The organism is Streptomyces sp. BR123 (genome assembly GCF_013401435.1).
In the GTDB taxonomy this organism is placed as follows: domain Bacteria; phylum Actinomycetota; class Actinomycetes; order Streptomycetales; family Streptomycetaceae; genus Streptomyces.
Genome location: NZ_JACBGN010000049.1, coordinates 18,579 through 36,551, shown reverse-complemented (window position 1 = coordinate 36,551; position 17,973 = coordinate 18,579). Strand labels below are relative to the sequence as shown.

Annotated in this window: 17 protein-coding genes; 1 reads left to right on the top strand and 16 read right to left on the bottom strand. The window is 72.7% G+C overall.

The genetic code is table 11. The annotated features are described in order from the left end of the window. On the top strand, positions 1–1,163 hold a 1,163-nt coding region (locus HYE82_RS11160; RefSeq protein ID WP_179173824.1), incomplete at its 5' end, for a sensor histidine kinase. A gap of 114 nt (positions 1,164–1,277) precedes the next feature. On the opposite strand, the gene HYE82_RS11155 is transcribed toward HYE82_RS11160, so the two are convergent. From HYE82_RS11155 to HYE82_RS11080, 16 genes are all read right to left on the bottom strand, one after another. Further along, positions 1,278–2,720 (bottom strand): GuaB1 family IMP dehydrogenase-related protein, encoded by a 1,443-nt coding sequence (locus HYE82_RS11155; protein ID WP_179173823.1) that lies wholly within the window; start codon positions 2,718–2,720, stop codon positions 1,278–1,280. 236 nt (positions 2,721–2,956) lie between these two features. Continuing rightward, entirely contained in the window at positions 2,957–4,321 is a 1,365-nt protein-coding gene (locus HYE82_RS11150; protein ID WP_179173822.1) for a transposase, read from the bottom strand. Positions 4,322–4,392: 71 nt separating this feature from the next. Further along, on the bottom strand, positions 4,393–5,040 hold the full coding sequence (locus tag HYE82_RS11145) for a TMEM175 family protein (RefSeq protein WP_218782484.1): 648 nt from the start codon (positions 5,038–5,040) through the stop codon (positions 4,393–4,395). Between the two features lie 81 nt (positions 5,041–5,121). Continuing rightward, complete coding sequence (locus HYE82_RS11140; protein WP_179173821.1) at positions 5,122–5,463, bottom strand: nuclear transport factor 2 family protein; 342 nt, start codon at positions 5,461–5,463, stop codon at positions 5,122–5,124. A gap of 12 nt (positions 5,464–5,475) precedes the next feature. Further along, the gene (locus HYE82_RS11135) at positions 5,476–7,002 is read right to left on the bottom strand and encodes an ATP-binding protein (RefSeq protein ID WP_179173820.1); all 1,527 of its coding nucleotides are present in this window, start codon (positions 7,000–7,002) and stop codon (positions 5,476–5,478) included. Beyond that, a complete protein-coding gene (locus tag HYE82_RS11130; RefSeq protein ID WP_179173819.1) occupies positions 6,999–8,273 on the bottom strand; it encodes an MFS transporter in 1,275 nt (424 codons plus the stop codon). Before HYE82_RS11130 ends, HYE82_RS11135 begins: the two co-directional genes overlap by 4 nt. 35 nt (positions 8,274–8,308) lie before the next feature. Then, on the bottom strand, positions 8,309–9,136 hold the full coding sequence (locus HYE82_RS11125) for a xanthine dehydrogenase family protein subunit M (protein WP_179173818.1): 828 nt from the start codon (positions 9,134–9,136) through the stop codon (positions 8,309–8,311). Next, complete coding sequence (locus HYE82_RS11120) at positions 9,133–11,592, bottom strand: xanthine dehydrogenase family protein molybdopterin-binding subunit (RefSeq protein WP_309144272.1); 2,460 nt, start codon at positions 11,590–11,592, stop codon at positions 9,133–9,135. The genes HYE82_RS11125 and HYE82_RS11120 overlap by 4 nt, the downstream gene beginning before the upstream one ends. Before the next feature lie 4 nt (positions 11,593–11,596). Then, positions 11,597–12,151: a (2Fe-2S)-binding protein gene (locus tag HYE82_RS11115; RefSeq protein ID WP_179173817.1), complete on the bottom strand. Its 555-nt coding sequence runs from the start codon at positions 12,149–12,151 to the stop codon at positions 11,597–11,599. Then, positions 12,136–12,750: an NADPH-dependent F420 reductase gene (locus HYE82_RS11110; protein WP_179173816.1), complete on the bottom strand. Its 615-nt coding sequence runs from the start codon at positions 12,748–12,750 to the stop codon at positions 12,136–12,138. Before HYE82_RS11110 ends, HYE82_RS11115 begins: the two co-directional genes overlap by 16 nt. A 33-nt stretch (positions 12,751–12,783) precedes the next feature. Beyond that, positions 12,784–14,268 (bottom strand): aldehyde dehydrogenase, encoded by a 1,485-nt coding sequence (locus HYE82_RS11105; RefSeq protein ID WP_179173815.1) that lies wholly within the window; start codon positions 14,266–14,268, stop codon positions 12,784–12,786. Positions 14,269–14,301: 33 nt separating this feature from the next. Further along, positions 14,302–15,042, bottom strand: a complete 741-nt coding sequence (locus tag HYE82_RS11100; protein ID WP_179173814.1) for a type 1 glutamine amidotransferase domain-containing protein — start codon at positions 15,040–15,042, stop codon at positions 14,302–14,304. 72 nt (positions 15,043–15,114) lie between these two features. After that, positions 15,115–15,858: a MinD/ParA family protein gene (locus HYE82_RS11095; RefSeq protein WP_179173813.1), complete on the bottom strand. Its 744-nt coding sequence runs from the start codon at positions 15,856–15,858 to the stop codon at positions 15,115–15,117. Then, positions 15,858–17,189: a PP2C family protein-serine/threonine phosphatase gene (locus tag HYE82_RS11090; RefSeq protein ID WP_179173812.1), complete on the bottom strand. Its 1,332-nt coding sequence runs from the start codon at positions 17,187–17,189 to the stop codon at positions 15,858–15,860. The genes HYE82_RS11095 and HYE82_RS11090 overlap by 1 nt, the downstream gene beginning before the upstream one ends. Beyond that, positions 17,174–17,644 carry an anti-sigma regulatory factor gene (locus HYE82_RS11085; RefSeq protein ID WP_309144271.1) on the bottom strand — a complete coding sequence of 157 codons (471 nt, stop codon included), beginning with the start codon at positions 17,642–17,644 and terminating at the stop codon, positions 17,174–17,176. Before HYE82_RS11085 ends, HYE82_RS11090 begins: the two co-directional genes overlap by 16 nt. Beyond that, a complete protein-coding gene (locus HYE82_RS11080) occupies positions 17,641–17,952 on the bottom strand; it encodes an STAS domain-containing protein (protein WP_179173811.1) in 312 nt (103 codons plus the stop codon). The genes HYE82_RS11085 and HYE82_RS11080 overlap by 4 nt, the downstream gene beginning before the upstream one ends. Between the last annotated feature and the right edge of the window lie 21 nt (positions 17,953–17,973).

Genomic DNA, 17,973 nt, shown 5'->3' with positions numbered 1-17,973 from the left:
GGCGGTGGCACGCCCGGCGCGCCGAGCGGGCGGCCGGGCCGGACCTGGGCACTCCGGTGGAGCGGGCCACGTTCCACACCCTGTACACCGCATCACTGGCCGCTCCCCCGCTGCGCGCCGGGCTGACCGAGGACGCCGCCCGCAAGGCTGCCCGGCGGCTGCGCTCCCTGCTGGGGACGGAGGCGCTGTGCCTGACGGACCGGGAGTCGGTGCTGGCCTGGGACGGGCCCGGGGCCGACCACCACCAGCGGCGGGCGATGGCTCGGGTCGCGGTCATGCTGGAGTCGGGGCGCAGTCAGAGCGTGCGGACCGGCTGCCAGCGGCCGGAGTGCCCGCTGAAGTGGGCGGTGGTGGCCCCGCTGACGGGGGAGGACGGGGTGCTCGGGGCGCTGGTGGCGTACGGCTCGCGGGAGTCGGCGGTGCTGGTGCGGGCGGCGACGGAGGTGGCGCGATGGGTCTCGGTGCAGCTGGAGCTGGCCGAGCTGGACCGGTCGCGGACACGGCTGATGGAGGCGGAGATCAAGGCGCTCCGGGCGCAGATCTCCCCGCACTTCATCTTCAACTCCCTCGCCGCGATCGCCTCGTTCGTCCGCACCGACCCGGAGCGGGCCCGTGACCTGCTGCTGGAGTTCGCCGACTTCACCCGCTACTCCTTCCGGCGGCACGGGGAGTTCACGACGCTGGCCGAGGAGCTGCGGTGCATCGAGCAGTATCTGGCCCTGGCGGGGGCGCGGTTCGGGGACCGGCTGAAGGTGACGCTCCAGGTGGCTCCGGAGGTGCTGCCGGTGGCGCTGCCCTTCCTGTGCCTGCAGCCGCTGGTGGAGAACGCGGTGAAGCACGGGCTGGAGAACTCCGCCGGGGAGTGTCTGATCACGATCGCCGCCCGGGACGCGGGCGCGGAGGCGGTGATCAGCATCGAGGACAACGGGGTCGGGATGGATCCGGCGCTGCTGCGGCGCATCCTGGCCGGGGAGCGGGCCGCGTCCTCGTCCGGGATCGGGCTGACGAACGTGGACGAGCGGATCCGGCAGGTGTACGGGGACGCGTACGGGCCGGTGATCGAGACGGGGATCGGAGCGGGCATGAAGGTCACCCTGCGGATCCCCAAGTACCGGGCGGGCGTGCACAGCTCGATCCCCGGGGAGCCGCGCCCGCGCCCCTGACCTGCGGGACGTCCCCTTTAGCCCCGCACATCCCCCAGCCCCCGCGCGCCGGCGGCCCCGGGTCCGTTCCACGAGGGGACGGGCCGGGGCCGCCGGGACGGGTCGGAGGTGAGGTCAGCTCCAGCTGGCGTGGAGCGGCTTGCCCTCGGCGTAGCCGGCCGCGGACTGGACGCCCACGACGGCCTTCTCCGCGAACTCGGCAAGGGAGCCCGCGCCCGCGTAGGTGCAGGAGGAGCGGACACCGGCGATGATCGAGTCGATCAGGTCCTCGACGCCGGGGCGCTGCGGGTCCAGGAACATGCGGGAGGTGGAGATGCCCTCCTCGAACAGCGCCTTGCGGGCGCGGTCGTAGGCGGACTCCTCCGAGGTGCGGTTGCGGACGGCGCGGGCCGAGGCCATGCCGAAGGACTCCTTGTAGAGCCGGCCGTCGGCGGTCTGCTGGAGGTCGCCCGGGGACTCGTAGGTGCCCGCGAACCAGGAGCCGATCATCACGTTGGACGCGCCGGCGGCCAGGGCCATGGCCACGTCGCGCGGGTGGCGGACGCCGCCGTCGGCCCAGACGTGCTTGCCGTACTTCCTGGCCTCGGCGGCGCACTCCAGCACTGCGGAGAACTGCGGGCGGCCCACGCCGGTCATCATGCGGGTGGTGCACATGGCGCCGGGGCCCACGCCGACCTTGATGATGTCGGCGCCGGCGTCGATGAGGTCCTTGACGCCCTCGGCGGCGACGATGTTGCCGGCGACGATCGGGACCTGCGGGTCCAGCGCGCGGACGGCCTTGATCGCGGTGATCATCGACTCCTGGTGGCCGTGGGCCGTGTCGATGACGAGGGTGTCGACGCCCGCGTCGAGCAGCTGCTTGGCCTTGCCGACGTAGTCGCCGTTGATGCCGATGGCCGCGGCGATGCGCAGCTTGCCCGCAGCGTCGGTGGCCGGGGTGTACAGGGTCGCGCGCAGGGCGCCCTTGCGGGTCAGGATGCCGACGAGGCGGCCGTCCTTGTCGACGGCGGGGGCGAGCTTGCGGTGGCCGGCATCGAGCTGGTTGAACGCGTCGCGGGGGTCGATGTCGGCGTCGATGAGCAGGAGCTCCTTCGACATGACCTCGGAGAGCTGGGTGAAGCGGTCCACGCCGGTCAGGTCGTGGTCGGTGACCACGCCGATCGGACGGTTGTCGGCGTCGACGACGACACCGGCACCGTGGGCACGCTTGGGCAGCAGGGACAGGGCGTCGGCGACGGTCTGGGCGGGCGCCAGCGTGATCGGGGTGTCGAGCACGTGGTGGCGGGTCTTGACCCAGGAGATGACGTCGGTGACGACCTCGATCGGGATGTCCTGCGGGATGACCACGAGGCCGCCGCGGCGGGCGACGGTCTCGGCCATCCGGCGGCCCGCGATGGCGGTCATGTTCGCCACGACGAGCGGAATGGTGGTGCCGGTGCCGTCGGGCGCCGCGAGGTCGACGCCCTGGCGGGAACCGACCGCGGAACGGCTCGGCACCATGAACACATCGTCGTACGTCAGGTCGTACGGCGGCTTCAGGTCATTGAGGAAACGCACGTGCAGAACATCCCAGTCGAGTCGGAGGGTCCCGTCGTACCCATGAGGGGCAGCCGGGAAAACGCACGTACTTCATTCTCCCATGGACCGGCACGAATGCGGCCCGGGCCGATCGTCCAGGACATACCGGGCCCCCTCGTGGCTTCCTACGGGACATGCCTCCCGAAAGCCCGCGAGGGGGCTCCGAGCCGCGGCGCGCACCCGCCCGGGCGGGGCGGGGCGGGCCGCGGCGGGGATCAGCGGATGTACTCGCGCCGGGCGCTCTGGCCGGGGATGAACGGCCGCGGCGGCAGCGCCGGCGGCAGGCCGGTACGGGTGGCGGTGGCGGGTGCTGCGGCGGTGACGCCGGGCGCGGCTCCGGCGGGGCGGCCCGCGGCGCCGACGGCTGCGCGGGCGGTTCCGAGGGGGCCGCGGACGGAGCCGGGGTATCCGGCGGACGTGCGGCCGCGGGCGCCGAGCAGCATCGACGCGTGGGCGACGCTCGCGAGCGTGGCGTGGTGGTGCCAGCCGCGGAAGGAGCGGCCCTCGAAGTCACGGATGCCCACGGATTCGCAGGTCTCGGCGAAATCGAGGGACACCCGGTCGGTGAGTTTGGCCAGCAGGAAGAGCTGGGCCAGCGGCCGGTCGCCGATGTTGGTGATCCAGAACTCGGTGGGCAGCAGGGCCGCCTCCGTCCATGCGCCCATGAGCAGCAGCGGGGTGGGCGGCAGCGGTACGGGCCGGTCCTCGCCGGCGGTCGCGAGGATGGCGGCCGAGGTCAGCAGGGTCACTGCCCCCTCGGCGCGGCCGTGCCGGGTCCACTCGACGACGCGGCGCTGGGAGCGCAGGGAGTCGATCAGTTCGCGGGCGGGCGCGGTGTAGGGTCCGGGCCTCTGTCGCCCCGCCCCGCCGAAGGAGACGGGGAGCGAGCCGTCGACCTTGAAGACGAACGGGATGTCCTGGAGGGTGAAGGACTCGACACAGCTGGCGACGTCGCCGCCGGCGACCTCCATCACCACGGGCCGGCGCTGGAGCTGCCAGGTGGCGGCCATCCGCTGGACCGCGTGCACGGCGTCCTGCGCGGGGGTGAGCGAGCGCGCCGTGTCCGGGATCCCGGCCCGGCGGCGGCGCAGCAGTTCGCCGGTCCACGGCGCGGGCAGGGTGAGGGTCCATTCGACGGGGAAGCTGGACTCGCTGGAGGCGAGCCAGATCCCGCTGGCCTGCTGGCAGTTGGCGGTGCGGCCGAGCTGGGGGACGAACTGCCGGCCGACGCCGACGGAGCGGTCGCCCGCCTTCTCGATCACCATGGGCCGGACCACCCAGGCCAGCGGGCGCTGGGCGGTGCGTTCGAGGTACTGGGCGAGCGAGCGCCGTACCGGGGTCCAGTCCCACGGCGACTTGCTGATGAACTGCTGGAGGCTCTGCTCGACGGAACTCGCCCCCGTTCCGGCGATGTTGCGGATCGTTTTCTTGCCGCTGGTACGCACGAGCCCGTTGAGATATACGCGGGCCCAGTTTCGCTGGTCCCGCCGGGGTAACGATTCGAAGAACAGAGAGATCAGGACGTCGATCAATTCGGAGATTTCCTTGGCGGATTCCTCCGGCAGCGCTGTTCGAGCCATCTGGGCCTCCCCCGCGACCACTAGATCCAATACCCTACTTGACCGCTCCAAACGGCCGTAGGCCCTGGCGGCTACTTCCTGAGGTCGCTGGCAGATTCGAGCCGCTCTTCCTCTACCACGAGGGGGATCGGGATCTGGTTCGCCGCATAGTAGAGCGCAATGAGGAAGTGCGCGACGAGAGTCAGCGTGGCGGAGAAGAGGGACAGGATGACGGTGAGCGGGTAGGCGATGGCGCCCAGGCCGAAGCGCAGCCGGGTCGCGCGGGCCCCCTCCTTGTCGACCTGCTCGTGGAAGAGGTGGCCGACGCGGGTGACGTACCACCAGAAGGCGAGGAACGCGAGCGCGTAGGCGACGGTGACCGAACTGTAGAGAACGGCGGCCGAGTTCGCGGACCTGCCTCCGTGGACGAGGTGTTCCGCGAGGACGGTGGTGGTGTACGGAATCACCGATACCACCATCAGCACCAGGAGATTCAGGAACAACAGCGGTCGGTCCACCCTCTTGAGGTGGGTGAAGATGGTGTGGTGGTTCACCCACATCACACCGATGATGAGGAAACTCACCACGTACGCCGCATAATGCGGCCACTGCTCCCACACGCCGTGCCAGAAGTCCGAGCCCGTGGCCTCCGGAACCTTGAGCTCCAGGACAAGAATCGTGATGACGATGGCGAATACACCGTCACTGAATGCCTCGATACGACCGGTTTCGCGTTCCATGACTCCCCTTGGTCATTTCCCTGCGCGCACGGGGAGGGCGCTGCCCCGCCCTCCCCGCACACGCTACCCGGATATCGGCGGTCAGCTGCCGAAGCCGGCGGTCTGGCGCCAGATCCGGCCATCGCGGACCACCAGTGTCCCGAATGCGTGCTCCGGTGCGCCGTTCAGGTTCATGATCGCCCGGTAGAAGATCGTGTCCTCGGTCTCGATGTACTCCTGGAGCTCCACCAGGGCCGGCTTCAGCGTGAGGTAGCCGGTGAACGTCTCGCGCACGGCGTCGATGCCGACGGAGGCCCCCTCGAAGCGGACCAGTACGGCGTCGTCGGTGTAGTTCTTCATCACCGCGTCGATGTCCAGCGCGGCGAGCGCGTCCATCTGCCGGACGAAGACCGGGTGGAGCTTGGAGATGTCGTACGTGGCCATGGCGACTCCGTTTCAACTGGTGGTGTTGGGTTCGGCAGGTGTTTCGGCGCAGGCGGCGGCCGCGCCCAGCGGCAGCCGGACGATCATCCGGGTCTCCCCCGGACGGGATCGGGCCGTGATCGACCCGCGGTGGCGCTGGGTCACGATGCGATAGCTGAGGTGCAGCCCGAGACCGGTTCCCTTGCCCACGTCCTTGGTCGTGTAGAAGGGCTCGAAGATCCGCGGCAGGGACTCCTCCGGGATGCCCCGGCCGGTATCGGCCACCTCCACGACCAGGCAGCCGCCCTCGGCCCGCACCCGCAGGGTCAGGGTGCCGTGGCCCTCCATGGCCTCGGCCGCGTTGTCGACCAGGTTCGTCCACACCTGGTTCAGCTCGCTCGGATAGCCCGTCAGTTCGGGCAGGTCCGGTTCGTACGCACGCACGATGGTGATGCCGGCCAGCTTGGCACGCAGCACGACCAGCGTGTTCTCCAGTCCGTCGGGCACCGCGAAGCGCTGCTCGGGCGCCCGGTCGAGATTGGCGTAATCCCGGGTGGCGGCGACCAGCTGGGAGATCCTCGGACCGGCCGCCCGAAGCTCCGCGGCCAGCGCCCGGACCTCCAGCAGGGCCGCCAGGTGGTCGAGGGCGGCGGGCAGGGCCGGCTCGCCGATGCCCTCCAGCCGCTCCAGCAGCCAGCCCAGCTCCAGCCCGAGGTCCGCGACCCCGGCGCCGAGCAGACCGGGGCGCTCGGCGCCCGCCTCCTGCGCCCAGTCGGCGACCTCCTCCTCGGCGTCGGCCTGGGCGAGCGGGTCGGTGGTGGCCGGCGGGGGCAGCTTGTCCAGCTCCTCCGCCAGCCGGTCGAGCACGGAGCGCTCCGCCCCGCCCGCGGCGGCACCCCACGCGTGGGCGCTGCGGGTGAGCCGGTCCAGGGCCGGAGACAGCTCCTGGGCCGCGCGGGCGACGGCGGCTGCCGGGTTGTTCAGCTCGTGCGCGAGACCCGCGGCGAGCGTCCCGAGGGCCTCGACGGTGGCCCGTTTGCGGGCCTGTACCTCGGAGGACTTGATCCGCCAGGCCAGCACCGGGATCAGCACGGCCGCCACGCCGTTGCAGCGGGTCAGCATCTCGAAGAACACCGGCTTCGGGTAGGCGACGACGGTGGTGGCCGGACCGCTCGCGGCCGCCGTGGCCACGTACGCCCCGTCCGTCAGCAGCGGCAGCTCGCCGGTGAACCGGTGCGCCGCCGAGGGCTTGCCGTCGTGGTCCTCTGCGGCGGCGCTCTCCTCCTCGGTGGAGTGCCGGGTCAGGACCTCCTCCCGCCCGTCCACGACCTTGGTGACGACCAGCCCGCCCGAGAGCAGCACGTGGAAGCCGGTGGCCTCCTCGCCGTCGCGGAAGAGGACCTCTCCGTCGGCGAGGACCCGAGGCTCGGAGACCGAGACCAGCCAGTCGAGCTGCTCCCCGGTCAGCGCGGCGAAGATCTCCAGCCCGGCAAGGGCCCGGCGCAGGCCGGTGCCGTGCGGGCCGGTGCCGCCCGGGTCGGTGCCGTGCGCGGCGCTCATGGCGTACTCCCTTCGGCCCGGGTCCGGGCGGCCAGCCGCAGCGTGGCGGACAGGGCCAGGACGCACACCCCGGCGACGGCGGCCATGAAGCCGACGGAGGTGCGGTGCAGCCCGTGGACGTTGGTGAGCAGTCCGGCGAGGACCGCCGGCACGCTCATCGCGAGGTACGCGAAGACGTAGACGGCGGCGGTCAGTTCGCCGCGGTGCGCCGGTTCGGCCAGTGCGCTCAGCGCCCGGAAGGCGCCGAGGAAGGCCGCGCCCCAGCCGCTGCCGAGGACGGCCGTGCCGGCCAGGAACAGGGCGGCCGAGCCGGTCTGGAGGGCGAGCAGGACCAGGGCGAGCCCGGCCAGCAGCCCGCCCAGGCCGAGGACGGCGGTCCGCAGCGGGGCGGTGCGGCCCAGCAGCAGCTGGGCCGCGGTCGCGGCGCCCGCCAGCAGGGCCACGGTGGCCCCGCCGACGAGGTAGTTGGTGCTCCGCAGCAGCAACAGGGCCAGGTGCGGCCCGAGCGAGAGGTAGAAGCCGCCGACGGTCCAGACGGCCACGACGGTGAGCACGAGGACGGCGAAGCGGCCCCGTACGGCTGCCGGGACGCCGATCCGGTGCGGGACGATCCGCCAGCTGCGCCCGCCCGGGCCGAGCGGGGCGCTCTCCCGCATCCGGACGACGCCGACCAGGGTGACGGCGAACGCGGCGACGAGCAGCAGGTAGCTGAGCACGGTGGGGGCGGGCGCGTACTGGACGAGGAGCCCGGCGCCGATCCCGCCCAGCCCGATGCCCACCGTCGGCCCCGCGCTGTTGACCTGGGCGCCGAGCGCGGGTCGCGAGCGCGGGGAGAGTTCGAGCAGGGCCGCCCCCATCGCCCCGGTGGCCAGGCCCACGGCGAGCCCCTGCACGGCGCGGGCGGCGAGCAGCAGCCCCGGCCCCTGGGCGGCGGCGAACAGGCCCATGGAGGCGATGGCCAGGAGGAGCCCGGCGCCCAGGACGGGGCGTCGGCCCAGGGTGTCGGACAGGGATCCGAACAGCAGGAGCCCGAGCAGGACGGTGACGGCGTACACGGCGAAGACGACGGTGACCATCCCGGAGGACAGGTCCCATCTCTCCTGGTAGAGCACGTAGAGGGCGGACGGTACGGAGGAGGAGAGCATCAGCAGGACGAGGACCGCGCCCACGACCCAGAATCCGGAACCCCCAGCTCCGGAGGTGGAGCCCCCGGAGCCGGCGGCCGGCGGGCCACCCGGGCGCGGGAAAGCCCCCGCGGTCGTCCTGGTCACGTCGGCCACTCCTGTCGGTTCCCCGTGGTGGGCGGTCAGCCGAGGGCCCTTTCCGCCCTCTGCAGCGCGCGGGCGGTGAGCACCCCCGCGAGGTGGCCGAGGTACTCGGCCGAGGCGCCGCGCCCGGGCACGAACAGCTCCCGGGGCTCGGCGCGGAAGGCCGCGAGCACGGCCTCCGTGGTGTACGGGCCCCCGCGCAGCCGGGCCTCGATCCCGCGCAGCCGCAGCGCGCGGGCGGTGGCCCCGGTGACCGCGACGCGCGGCCCGTCGGGGGTGATCCGCACGGCGGCGGCGCACACCGGGTGGCGCGTGGCCCGGTCGGCGGTCTTCTCGAAGGCGGCGGCCGGCCCGGCGGCGGGCACCAGCAGCGCGGTGATCACGGACCCGGGCGGCGGCCCCGCGGCCTCCAGCTGCTCGGCGGTGACGGTGGTCCGCCCGCCGGGGCCCGCCAGTTCGGCCACCGCTCCGGCGGCGATGGCGGCCGCGGGCAGGTCGGTGGGGCGCGGCCCGCGGGCGGCCAGGTTGCCCCCGGCGGTCCCGAGGTTGCGGACCTGGGGGTCGCCGTTGGCGCGGGCGGCCGCGGCGAGCTCCGGTGCCTGCGCGAGCACGAGCGGGCTGCCCGCGAGTTCGGCGAGGGTGGTGAGCGCCCCGATCCGGACCCCGCCCGGTGTGCGGGCGATGCCCCGCAGTTCCGGCAGCCGGCGTACGTCGACGAGCAGGCGGGCGCTGTCCTCCCCGGCGCGCAGGGCGGGCAGCAGGCTCTGGCCTCCGGCCAGCACGCGGGCGCCCCGGGTGCCGGAGAGCAGGTCCAGGGCCTCGGCGAGGCCGGCGGGCCGGACGTAGTCGAAGTCGGTGAGGATCACGTGGCTTCTCCTCGCAGGCGGCGCCAGACCTTCTCCGGGGTGAGCGGCATGTCGATGTGCGTGACGCCCAGGTCGGACAGGGCGTCCACGACCGCGTTGACGACGGCCGCGGCGGGCGGCACGGTGGCGATCTCGCCGGCACCCTTGGCGCCGAGCACGTTGTGCGGGGTGGGCGTGACCGTCCGGTCGAGCGTGAAGAACGGCGCGTCCGCCGCGCGCGGCAGGGCGTAGCTGCCGAGGTCGCGGGTGAGCAGGATGCCCTGGTCGTCGTAGACGGCGGCCTCCATGAGGGCCTGGCCGAGGCCGTGGACGATGCTGCCCTCGATCTGGCCCCGCACCACCTTCGGGTTGCCGATGTTGCCGGCGTCGTCGACGGCGGTGTAGGCCACCACCTCGGTCTCGCCGGTGAGTTCGTCGACCTCGACGACGGCGACGTGGGTGCCGAAGGGGTAGTTGAAGTCGGGCGGGTCGAAGTGGGTGGTCTCGTCGAGGGCGGGCTCGATCCCGGGGGGCAGCCCCCAGCCGTACCAGAGGGCCATCGCCATCTCGGAGAACGTCTTGCCGTTGTCCGGGTTGCCGGCCTCGTGGACCCGGCCTGCGTCGTAGACGACCCGGTCCTCGGGGACGCCGAGGAGCACCGCGCCGGCCCGGACCATCTTGTCCTTGATCTTGCGGGCGGTGAGGGCGACCGCGGGTGCGGCCATGCTGTACGAGCGGGAGCCGTAGGTGCCCTGCCCGTACGGGGCCTTCAGCGTGTCCCCCTCGTACACCTGCACGACGGCCGGGTCGATGCCGAGCTCGGCGGCGGCGACCTGCGCGAAGACGGTGCCGTGGCTCTGGCCGGTGGAGGCGGAGCCGACGGTGACGGCGACCTCACCGGTCGGGTGGACGCGGATGTTGGCGCTCTCCCAGGTGCCGCCCAGCATGCCCTCCTGGGACATCCGGGTGGAGGGGCCGACCCCGCAGATGGCGACGTAGGTGGCGAGCCCGACGCCGAGCCGCCTGCCGCGGGCCCGGGCCTCGGCCTTCCGGGCGGGCATGTCGGCGTAGCCGGCCAGCTGCAGGGCCTTGTCGAAGTTCTCCCGGTAGCTGCCGGAGTCGTAGGTCCAGCCGAGGCCGTTGTCGTACGGGAAGCGGTCGTCGGGCACCAGGTTCCGGCGGCGGACCTCGGCCGGGTCCATGCCGATCTCGGCGGCGTACCGGTCGACGAGGCGCTCCATCAGGAACGCGGCCTCGGCGCGGCCGCTGCCGCGCTGGGCACCGAGCGGCACGGTGTTGGTGAAGGCGGCGTAGACCTCGCAGAACGCGGCGGGGATCTCGTACATGCCGGTGATGGAGCGGCCCATGAGGGCGGTGGCGACGCCGGGCCCGATGGTCGACGGGTAGGCGCCGAGGTTGGCGTGGCTGGTGCAGCGCACGGCGGTGATGCGGCCGTCGCGGGTGCCGGCGAGGGTGGCGTGCTGGCGGTGGTCGCGGCCCTGGACGGTGGAGTTCATCAGGCCGGTACGGGTGTCCACCCACTTCACGGGCCGGCCGAGCTCCTTGGACAGCAGCAGGACCAGGGCCATGTCGGGGTAGAGGTACCCCTTGGTGCCGAAGCTGCCGCCGACGGTCGGGGCGATCACCCGGAGCTTGTTGAACGGTATGCCGAGGACCAGGGCGGACAGCAGGAAGCGGTGGTTGTGCGGGCCCTGGGTGGAGGCGTACAGGGTGTACTCGCCGGTGGCGGCGTTGTGGTCGCCGACCGCGCCGCGCGGCTCGATGGGGCTGTTGACGGTGCGCTGGTTGACCAGGTCGAGCTCGACGGTCACCTCGGCCGCGGCGATGGCCGCGTCGGTGGCCTCCTTGTCGCCGCAGGTCCAGTACGCGTTCAGGTTGCCCGGGACGGCCTCGTGCAGCTGCGGGGCGCCGTCGGCGAGGGCGTGGTCGGCGCGGGTGACCACGGGCAGCGGCTCGTACTCGACGGCGATGGCGGCCAGGGCCGCGGCGGCCTGCTGCGGGGTCTCGGCGACGACGGCGGCGACCGGGTCGCCGACGTGCCGGACGGTGTCGCCGGAGAGGACCGGGCGGGCGCCGGGAAGTCCGTAGGGGTGGGGCGGGAAGTGGCTCTCGACGCCGCCGGGGATCCAGATGCAGGGCAGCGGCATGACGTCGGGGAAGTCGGCGGCGGTGGCCACCTTCAGCACGCCGGGCAGCTGCTCGGCGGCCTTGGTCTCGATCGACAGGATCCGCGCGTGGGCGAGCGGGCTGCCGAGGATGGCCATGTGGGCGGTTCCGGGCAGGTTGACGTCGGCGACGTACACCGCCTGGCCGCGCAGCAGCAGCGGGTCCTCTCGGGCGTCGAGGGGCGCCCCGAGCACACCGCCGCCCTGCGCCTGATCCTGCGCCTGCTCCTGCTCCTGCTCCTGCTCCTGCTCCTGCTCCTGGAGCGGGTTCTCCCCCGTCACGGCGGTCACGGCCTCACCCCTCCTGTCCGGACGCGGTGGCGGGCACGGCCGCGCCCTCCCCGAGCCCCTCGGGGACCTCGGCCCGGGCCGCCGCGCAGGCGCGCTGCACCCCCCGTACGACGCCGTGGTAGCCGGTGCAGCGGCACAGGTTGCCGGTGAGCCACTCGCGGATCTCGGGCTCGGTCGGGGCCGCGCGGCCGGCGGCGTCGCTGGTGAGCGCAGTCTCGACGAGCTCGCCCAGGGCCATGACCATGCCGGGGGTGCAGAACCCGCACTGGGTGCCGTGCTCCTCGAGCAGCGCCTCCTGGAGGCCGGTGAGCCCGCCGTCCTCCGCGGTGACCCCCTCGATGGTGGTCACCGCGGAGCCGGCGGCCGCGGCGGTGAGGACCAGGCAGCTCTTGACGGAGCGGCCGTCCAGGCGGACGACGCAGGAGCCGCAGTGCCCGGTGTCGCAGCCGATCTTGGTGCCGGTCAGGCCGAGGCCGTCCCGGAGACGTTCCACGAGCAGTTCGTTCGGCCGGGCCGAGAACCGCTCGGGTCTTCCGTTCACGTTCAGTGAGAGATCCATGCCAGCGCCTGCGCTTCCGTGAGCGGCCGGTTGAAAAGGGGCCCGCCGGGCTGCTGGAGAATTCCTCCGGAGTGCAGCGGGCCGGTGTCGACGGCGGCGAATCCGAGGTCCGTGATGATTCCCGCGACGATTTCCTTCGCTTTTCCGTCGTCGCCCGCCGTGAAATGGGCCAGGCGCTCGCCCTGGGCGGTGCCGGCCACGGCGAGGGTTTCGTAATGCATGGTGTTCAGGGACTTCACGACCCGGGCGCCGGGGTACCACTCGGCGACCAGTTCGCTGGAGGTGCGCCCGCCGAGGTCGGCGGGGGTGCCCGGGCCGCCGAAGGCGTTCGTGGCGTCCACCAGCACCCGGTCGCGCAGGGAGTCCGGCGGGAGCAGGCCGCGGACGCTCGCGTGGGGCAGCATCAGCACCAGGAGGTCTGCCCGTTCGGCGGCCCCGGCAGGGTGCGCCGCCGAGGCCGCCGGGCCCAGTTCGGCCAGCAGGGGGCCGATGGACTGCGGGCCGCGGGCGTTCGCCAGCACGACCTCGTGGCCGGCGGCCACCAGGATCCGTGCCAGGGTGGAGCCGATCCGCCCGGTGCCGATGATGCCTGTGCGCATGTGCCGCTCCTCGTCGTGGGTGCCGTCGGGCCGTCAGTCCATGCCGATCCAGACCGACTTGGTCTGGGTGTAGCTCTCGAGGGATTCGGGTCCGCACTCGCGCCCGTAGCCGGAGGCCTTGTAGCCGCCGTAGGGCACCGAGGGGTCGTACTGGTTGTAGCAGTTGACCCAGACCGTGCCGGCCTTGATCTGGGAGGCGACCCGGTGGGCCCGCCGCAGGTCCTTGGTGTGGACGCCGGCGGCGAGGCCGTACGCGCTGTCGTTGGCGATGCGGATGGCGTCTTCCTCGGTGTCGAACGGGATGATCGACAGGACCGGGCCGAAGATCTCCTCCTGGGCGATCCGCATGCCGTTGTCGACACCGGTGAAGACGGTCGGCAGGAAGTACAGGCCCTGGCTGGAGGCCCCCTCGGGGGTCCAGCCGGTGCCGCCGGTGCGCAGGACGGCGCCCTCCTTCTCGCCGATCTCGATGTAGGAGCTGACCTTGTCGAACTGGCCGCGGTGGGCCAGCGGTCCGAACAGGGTCTCCGGGTCGCGCGGGTCGCCGGGCTTGAGGGCGGCGGCCCGGCGGACCAGGCGCTCGACCAGCTCCTCGTGGATCGGGCGCTGGAGCAGCAGCCGGGAGCCGGCGGTGCAGATCTCGCCCTTGTTGTAGTAGATGCCGAAGAACGCGAGTTCCTCGGCGGCGTCGAGGTCGGCGTCGGCGAAGACGATGTTGGCGGACTTGCCGCCGAGCTCCATCGTGACCTTCTTCAGGGTGCCGGCCGACTTGCGGATGATCGACTGGCCGACGGCGGTGGAGCCGGTGAAGGCGATCTTGTCGATGCCGGGGTGGTCGGTGAGGGTCTCGCCGAGCTCCACGCCGGGGCCCGTGATCACGTTGAGCACGCCGTCCGGGATCTCCGCCTCCTGGAAGAGCTCGGCGATCTTCAGGGCGGTGAGCGGGGTGGCCGGGGAGGGCTTGTGGACGACCGTGTTCCCCGCCGCGAGGGCGGGTGCGATCTTCGTCATGGACAGCAGCAGCGGGAAGTTGAAGGGGGTGATGGCGCAGACCACGCCGAGCGGCTCGCGCAGGGTGTAGGCGAGCTGTCCGCCGGCCGGGGCCCGCGAAGAGCCGTCGACGCGGGTGACGGCACCGGCGTAGTAGTGCATCAGCTGGGCGGCCATCGGGGCGTCGACCGTGCTGGAGAAGGCGAACGGCTTGCCCATGTCCACCGTCTCCAGCAGGGCGATCTCCTCCAGGTCGCGTTCGATGAGTTCGCCGACCCGGTTCAGCCGCAGGGCGCGCTCCTGGGCGGACAGTCTGCTCCAGGGGCCCTCCTCGTACGCCGCGCGGGCGGCGGCCACGGCCGCGTCCGCGTCGTCGGTGGTGGCCTGGGCCACCGGTACGATCTCCTGTCCGTCCACGGGGCTGATGTCGGGCTCGGTCCGGCCGTCCTGCGCCGGTACCCACTTTCCGCCGATGAACAGCTTCCCGGGGTTGGCCAAGGGCTGGCCGCCGATCGCGCGCCTGGTCATGGCTGATGCCTTCCGGTGTCGGGGGTGCGGGGGCTAGCCCTTCGCGAGCTGCTGCAGGAACGTCTCGGCGAGGGCCTTCGATGAGTACGGGTTCTGGCCGGTGGTGAGCCTCCGGTCGACGACGACGTGGGAGTCCCAGATCACGTCGGCCTTCTCGTAGCGGGCGCCGAGCCGGGTCAGCTCGGCTTCGAGGATCAGCGGGAGCCGGCCGGCCATGCTGGTGACCAGTTCCTCGCTGTGCGAGAAGGCGGTCATCCGGTAGCCCTCGAAGGGCCAGCGGCCGTCGCCGTCGCGCAGTGCGAGCAGCGCGGTGTGGCCGTGGCAGACGGTGGCGATCGGCTTGTCGCGGGCGATGGCCCAGCGCAGGACCTGGGCGAGCGCGTCGGACTTGGGGAGGTCTCCGATGGCGCCGTGGCCGCCGCTGACGTACAGGCCGTCGTACGCGGCGACGTCCTGCTCGGTCAGGGACTCCACGGCGAGGGGGCTCTTGAGCTGGGGTGTGTTCTCGATGACTCTGACGTACTCGGCGGCGTTGGCTGTGTCCTCGTCGGGTGAGCCCGGGGGGCGGACCCACTTGAGGAACTGGGGGTCGATGCTGGTCTGGTCCACGGTGGGGGTCCGGCCGCCGATCGTCGCCACGTCCACGGTGTGGCCGGCGGCGGTGAACTCGCTGTAGGGGACCACGAATTCCTCGGCCCAGAATCCCGAGGGGTGTTCTTCTCCGTCCAGCAGATGGAGGGTTGCCTTGGCCGTCATGACGACAAGAATCTTCATGACTTCTTTCTCCTTGTTCAGGAATCGCTGCCGATTCAACACGCCCCTCGCGGAGGGCGTAAGGGGGGAGCGTCAGGCGCGGGATACTTCGTCACGTGCGTCCAACGCGGTGATGATGGTGCGGAATTCACCGACCAGGTGGTGGTCGGGGTGGGCTTCGGCGAATATGCGTTCGCCGTACAGGGCGGCCATCTCCGGGACGTACGGGAGGATGCCGGCCAGGGGAGCGCCGTACACCTCCTCGGCCCGGCGGCGGGCCTCGTTCCGGTCGACCCCCACGGGAGCCATGCTCACGACAAGCGCACGGCGGCAGGCGAGCCGCCCCGCGAGGGCGATCGTCTCCTCCACCCCCATCAGGTCGATCCGGTCCGCCCTCGCCATGATCATCAGTACGTCGGCGCTCGCCATGGCGGCCACCGACTCGTTGTTCAGCCCGGCATGGGTGTCGAGCAGGAGGACGTCGAGCCCGTAGTGGTCCGCGAGCCGGTCGAAGCCCTCGGGCAGCAGCCCGACGTCGTACCCGCTGACCATGAGCTCGCGCAGGTCCGCCGTCCCGGTCCGGGCCGGCACGACGTACGGCCCGCGCGGGCCCGCCCGCCGGGCGGCAGCCTCGATCTCGCACCGCCCGAGCAGGTAGTCGGCCAGGGAGGGACCCGGGCCTAGCCGGAAGAGCAGGTCCAGGGTGGGCGACTGCATGTCGGTGTCGACCACCCCCACCCGGCGTCCCTCGCCCGCCAGCAGCAGGGCGAGGTTGGCCAGGACCGAGGACTTCCCGGTGCCGCCGCGGTGCGAGTGCACCACGATCGTCCGGGCCATCAGGCCACCGCCGTACGGCCCGCGGCGGGACGGTCCGCCGCGGCCGGGCCCGCGTGCGGCCCCCGCGCCGCACGCGGCTCGTGGCCGTCCCGGTCCCGCCGAGGGCGCTGGGTGCCGGCGGCCCCTCCGGGCCGGTGCAGGGCCAGCATGGTGACGTCGTCGTGCTGTTCGGCTGTGCCGGTGTGCTCGCGTACGGCCGCGTCCATCCGGTCGACCACCTCACTGCCGCTCACCGGGGGGCCGGCGAGCAGCTCCAGCATCCTCGCGTCCCCGAGGAACGTGCCGTCGGGGCAGCGGGCCTCCGGCACTCCGTCGGTGAACACGAACAGGGTGTCCCCGTGGTTCAGCTGGGCGTAGCCGAGCGTGTACACGCAGTCGGGCAGCACCCCCACCGCCGGCCCGGTGACGTCCAGCGCGAGCGGTTCCCCGCCGTCGGCACGCAGCAGCAGCGGCGGGTTGTGGCCGCCGTTGATGTAGACGAGGCTGCCGGTCAGCGGGTCGAGCACACCGAAGAACAGGGTGGCGAAGTACCCCTGTCTGAGGTGGTTGCGGGTGAGGTAGCCGTTGGTGGCGGTGACCGCGTTGAGCAGCGGGGTGGCACCGACGACGGGGATGCGGCGGCTGCCGCCCGCGCGTCCGGCGGCCACCAGGTGCTGCAGTCCGCTGTTCTCCGCGGTGTGCCGCAGCAGGGAGCGGATGAGCGCCATGAACAGGGCCGCCCCGACCCCCTTGTCGCAGACGTCGGCGACGACGACGGCGAGTCTGCGGCCCCGGGATATCTCGAACACGTCGTAGAAGTCGCCCGCGACCTGCCGGGCGGGCCGGAACCGTACGTCGATCTCCCAGCCCTCGGGGACCGGCAGGGCGTCGGGCAGGAAGCCGGCCTGGATCTCGCGGCCGATCTCCAGCTCCTTCTCGTAGCCCATGAGCTCCGCGCGGGCGTCGGCCTCCCGCAGGGTGCGGCCGAGTCCGGCGCGCTCGGAGCAGCTGTGCAACCGGGCTCCGACCAGGGCGGGCAGGAACGGGGGGACGAGGTAGTCGTGGCCGAGCCGGACGTGCTGCTCCAGGGCGGTGAACCCGGTCACCGTCCAGACGACGACGATCGGTGCCCCGGCCCAGCCGCGCAGCCGGCGTACGGCCAGGCGTACGGCGTCCCCCTCGGTCTCCGCCGGGGCGAGCAGCACGTCGGCGACGGGCAGCGCGTCCGGCGGGCCGCCGAGCAGCTCGTGCAGGGTGAGGCCGACCAGCTCCGCGTCCATCAGGCGCAGCGCGTCGAGGAGTTCGCCGGGCGGCGGGGGGTACTCGTCGAGGATGATCACGGTGGAGGGCATCGGTCCGTCCCCTCGGCTGTGACGGTCAGCGTGCTGATGTTGCGGCCGTCCCTGCGTGCGTAGCCGAACTCGTCCACGCTGGTCAGCGCCAGGTGGATGCCGAGTCCGCCGATCCGCCGGCGCTCGGGGGGAGTCCCGGGGGCGGGCGGCACGCGCCCCGCGACGGGGTCGAAGGCGGGCGCACCGTCCACGAGGACGATCTGCACCCGGCCGGGGCCGGAGCGGCCGCGGACGGTGATCCGCCCGCCGCCGCCCCGGTACCCGTGCATGACGATGTTCGTGGCCAGCTCGTCCACGGCCAGCCGGATCCGGTAGGTGGCCCGCTTGTCGAGGCCCGCCCGGGCGGCCAGCCGCAGGACGAACGCGGCGATCTCACCCAGCGCCCCCAGCGTGGCGGGCACCTCCAGTTCGGCGGGCTTCCTCGCCAGTTCGACCATCTCGCTCCTGCGGCTCACTGGTCGCAGAGCACGACGCTGCGGTCGAGCCCGGCCGTCCGGATGGTCCGGGAGACGGGCTCGATCGCGCCGACCACCTTGATGGTGACGTGGTCCGCGACCTTCTGCCGGGCGAAGACCAGGGACCGCAGCCCGGCGCTGGCCATGTAGCCGACCGCGGCCATCCTGATCTCGACCGTGGACGTGCCGTGCCCGGCGGCCTTCTCGATGGTCTGGTGGAACTCCGGCGCGGTCTTGGCGTCCAGCTCGCCCGCCAGCTCGATCACGGTGGTGTCGCCCTCGATGCTCAGGGACACGGAAAGCGGCATGTCAGGTCTCCTTCGGGCGTA

Coding starts and splice junctions, on each gene's coding strand:
- HYE82_RS11150 (WP_179173822.1), bottom strand. CDS start 4,321: ATGGCTCGAACAGCGCTGCCGGAGGAATCCGCCAAGGAAATCTCCGAA.
- HYE82_RS11145 (WP_218782484.1), bottom strand. CDS start 5,040: ATGGAACGCGAAACCGGTCGTATCGAGGCATTCAGTGACGGTGTATTC.
- HYE82_RS11140 (WP_179173821.1), bottom strand. CDS start 5,463: ATGGCCACGTACGACATCTCCAAGCTCCACCCGGTCTTCGTCCGGCAG.
- HYE82_RS11135 (WP_179173820.1), bottom strand. CDS start 7,002: ATGAGCGCCGCGCACGGCACCGACCCGGGCGGCACCGGCCCGCACGGC.
- HYE82_RS11115 (WP_179173817.1), bottom strand. CDS start 12,151: ATGGATCTCTCACTGAACGTGAACGGAAGACCCGAGCGGTTCTCGGCC.
- HYE82_RS11110 (WP_179173816.1), bottom strand. CDS start 12,750: ATGCGCACAGGCATCATCGGCACCGGGCGGATCGGCTCCACCCTGGCA.
- HYE82_RS11105 (WP_179173815.1), bottom strand. CDS start 14,268: ATGACCAGGCGCGCGATCGGCGGCCAGCCCTTGGCCAACCCCGGGAAG.
- HYE82_RS11100 (WP_179173814.1), bottom strand. CDS start 15,042: ATGAAGATTCTTGTCGTCATGACGGCCAAGGCAACCCTCCATCTGCTG.
- HYE82_RS11095 (WP_179173813.1), bottom strand. CDS start 15,858: ATGGCCCGGACGATCGTGGTGCACTCGCACCGCGGCGGCACCGGGAAG.
- HYE82_RS11090 (WP_179173812.1), bottom strand. CDS start 17,189: ATGCCCTCCACCGTGATCATCCTCGACGAGTACCCCCCGCCGCCCGGC.
- HYE82_RS11080 (WP_179173811.1), bottom strand. CDS start 17,952: ATGCCGCTTTCCGTGTCCCTGAGCATCGAGGGCGACACCACCGTGATC.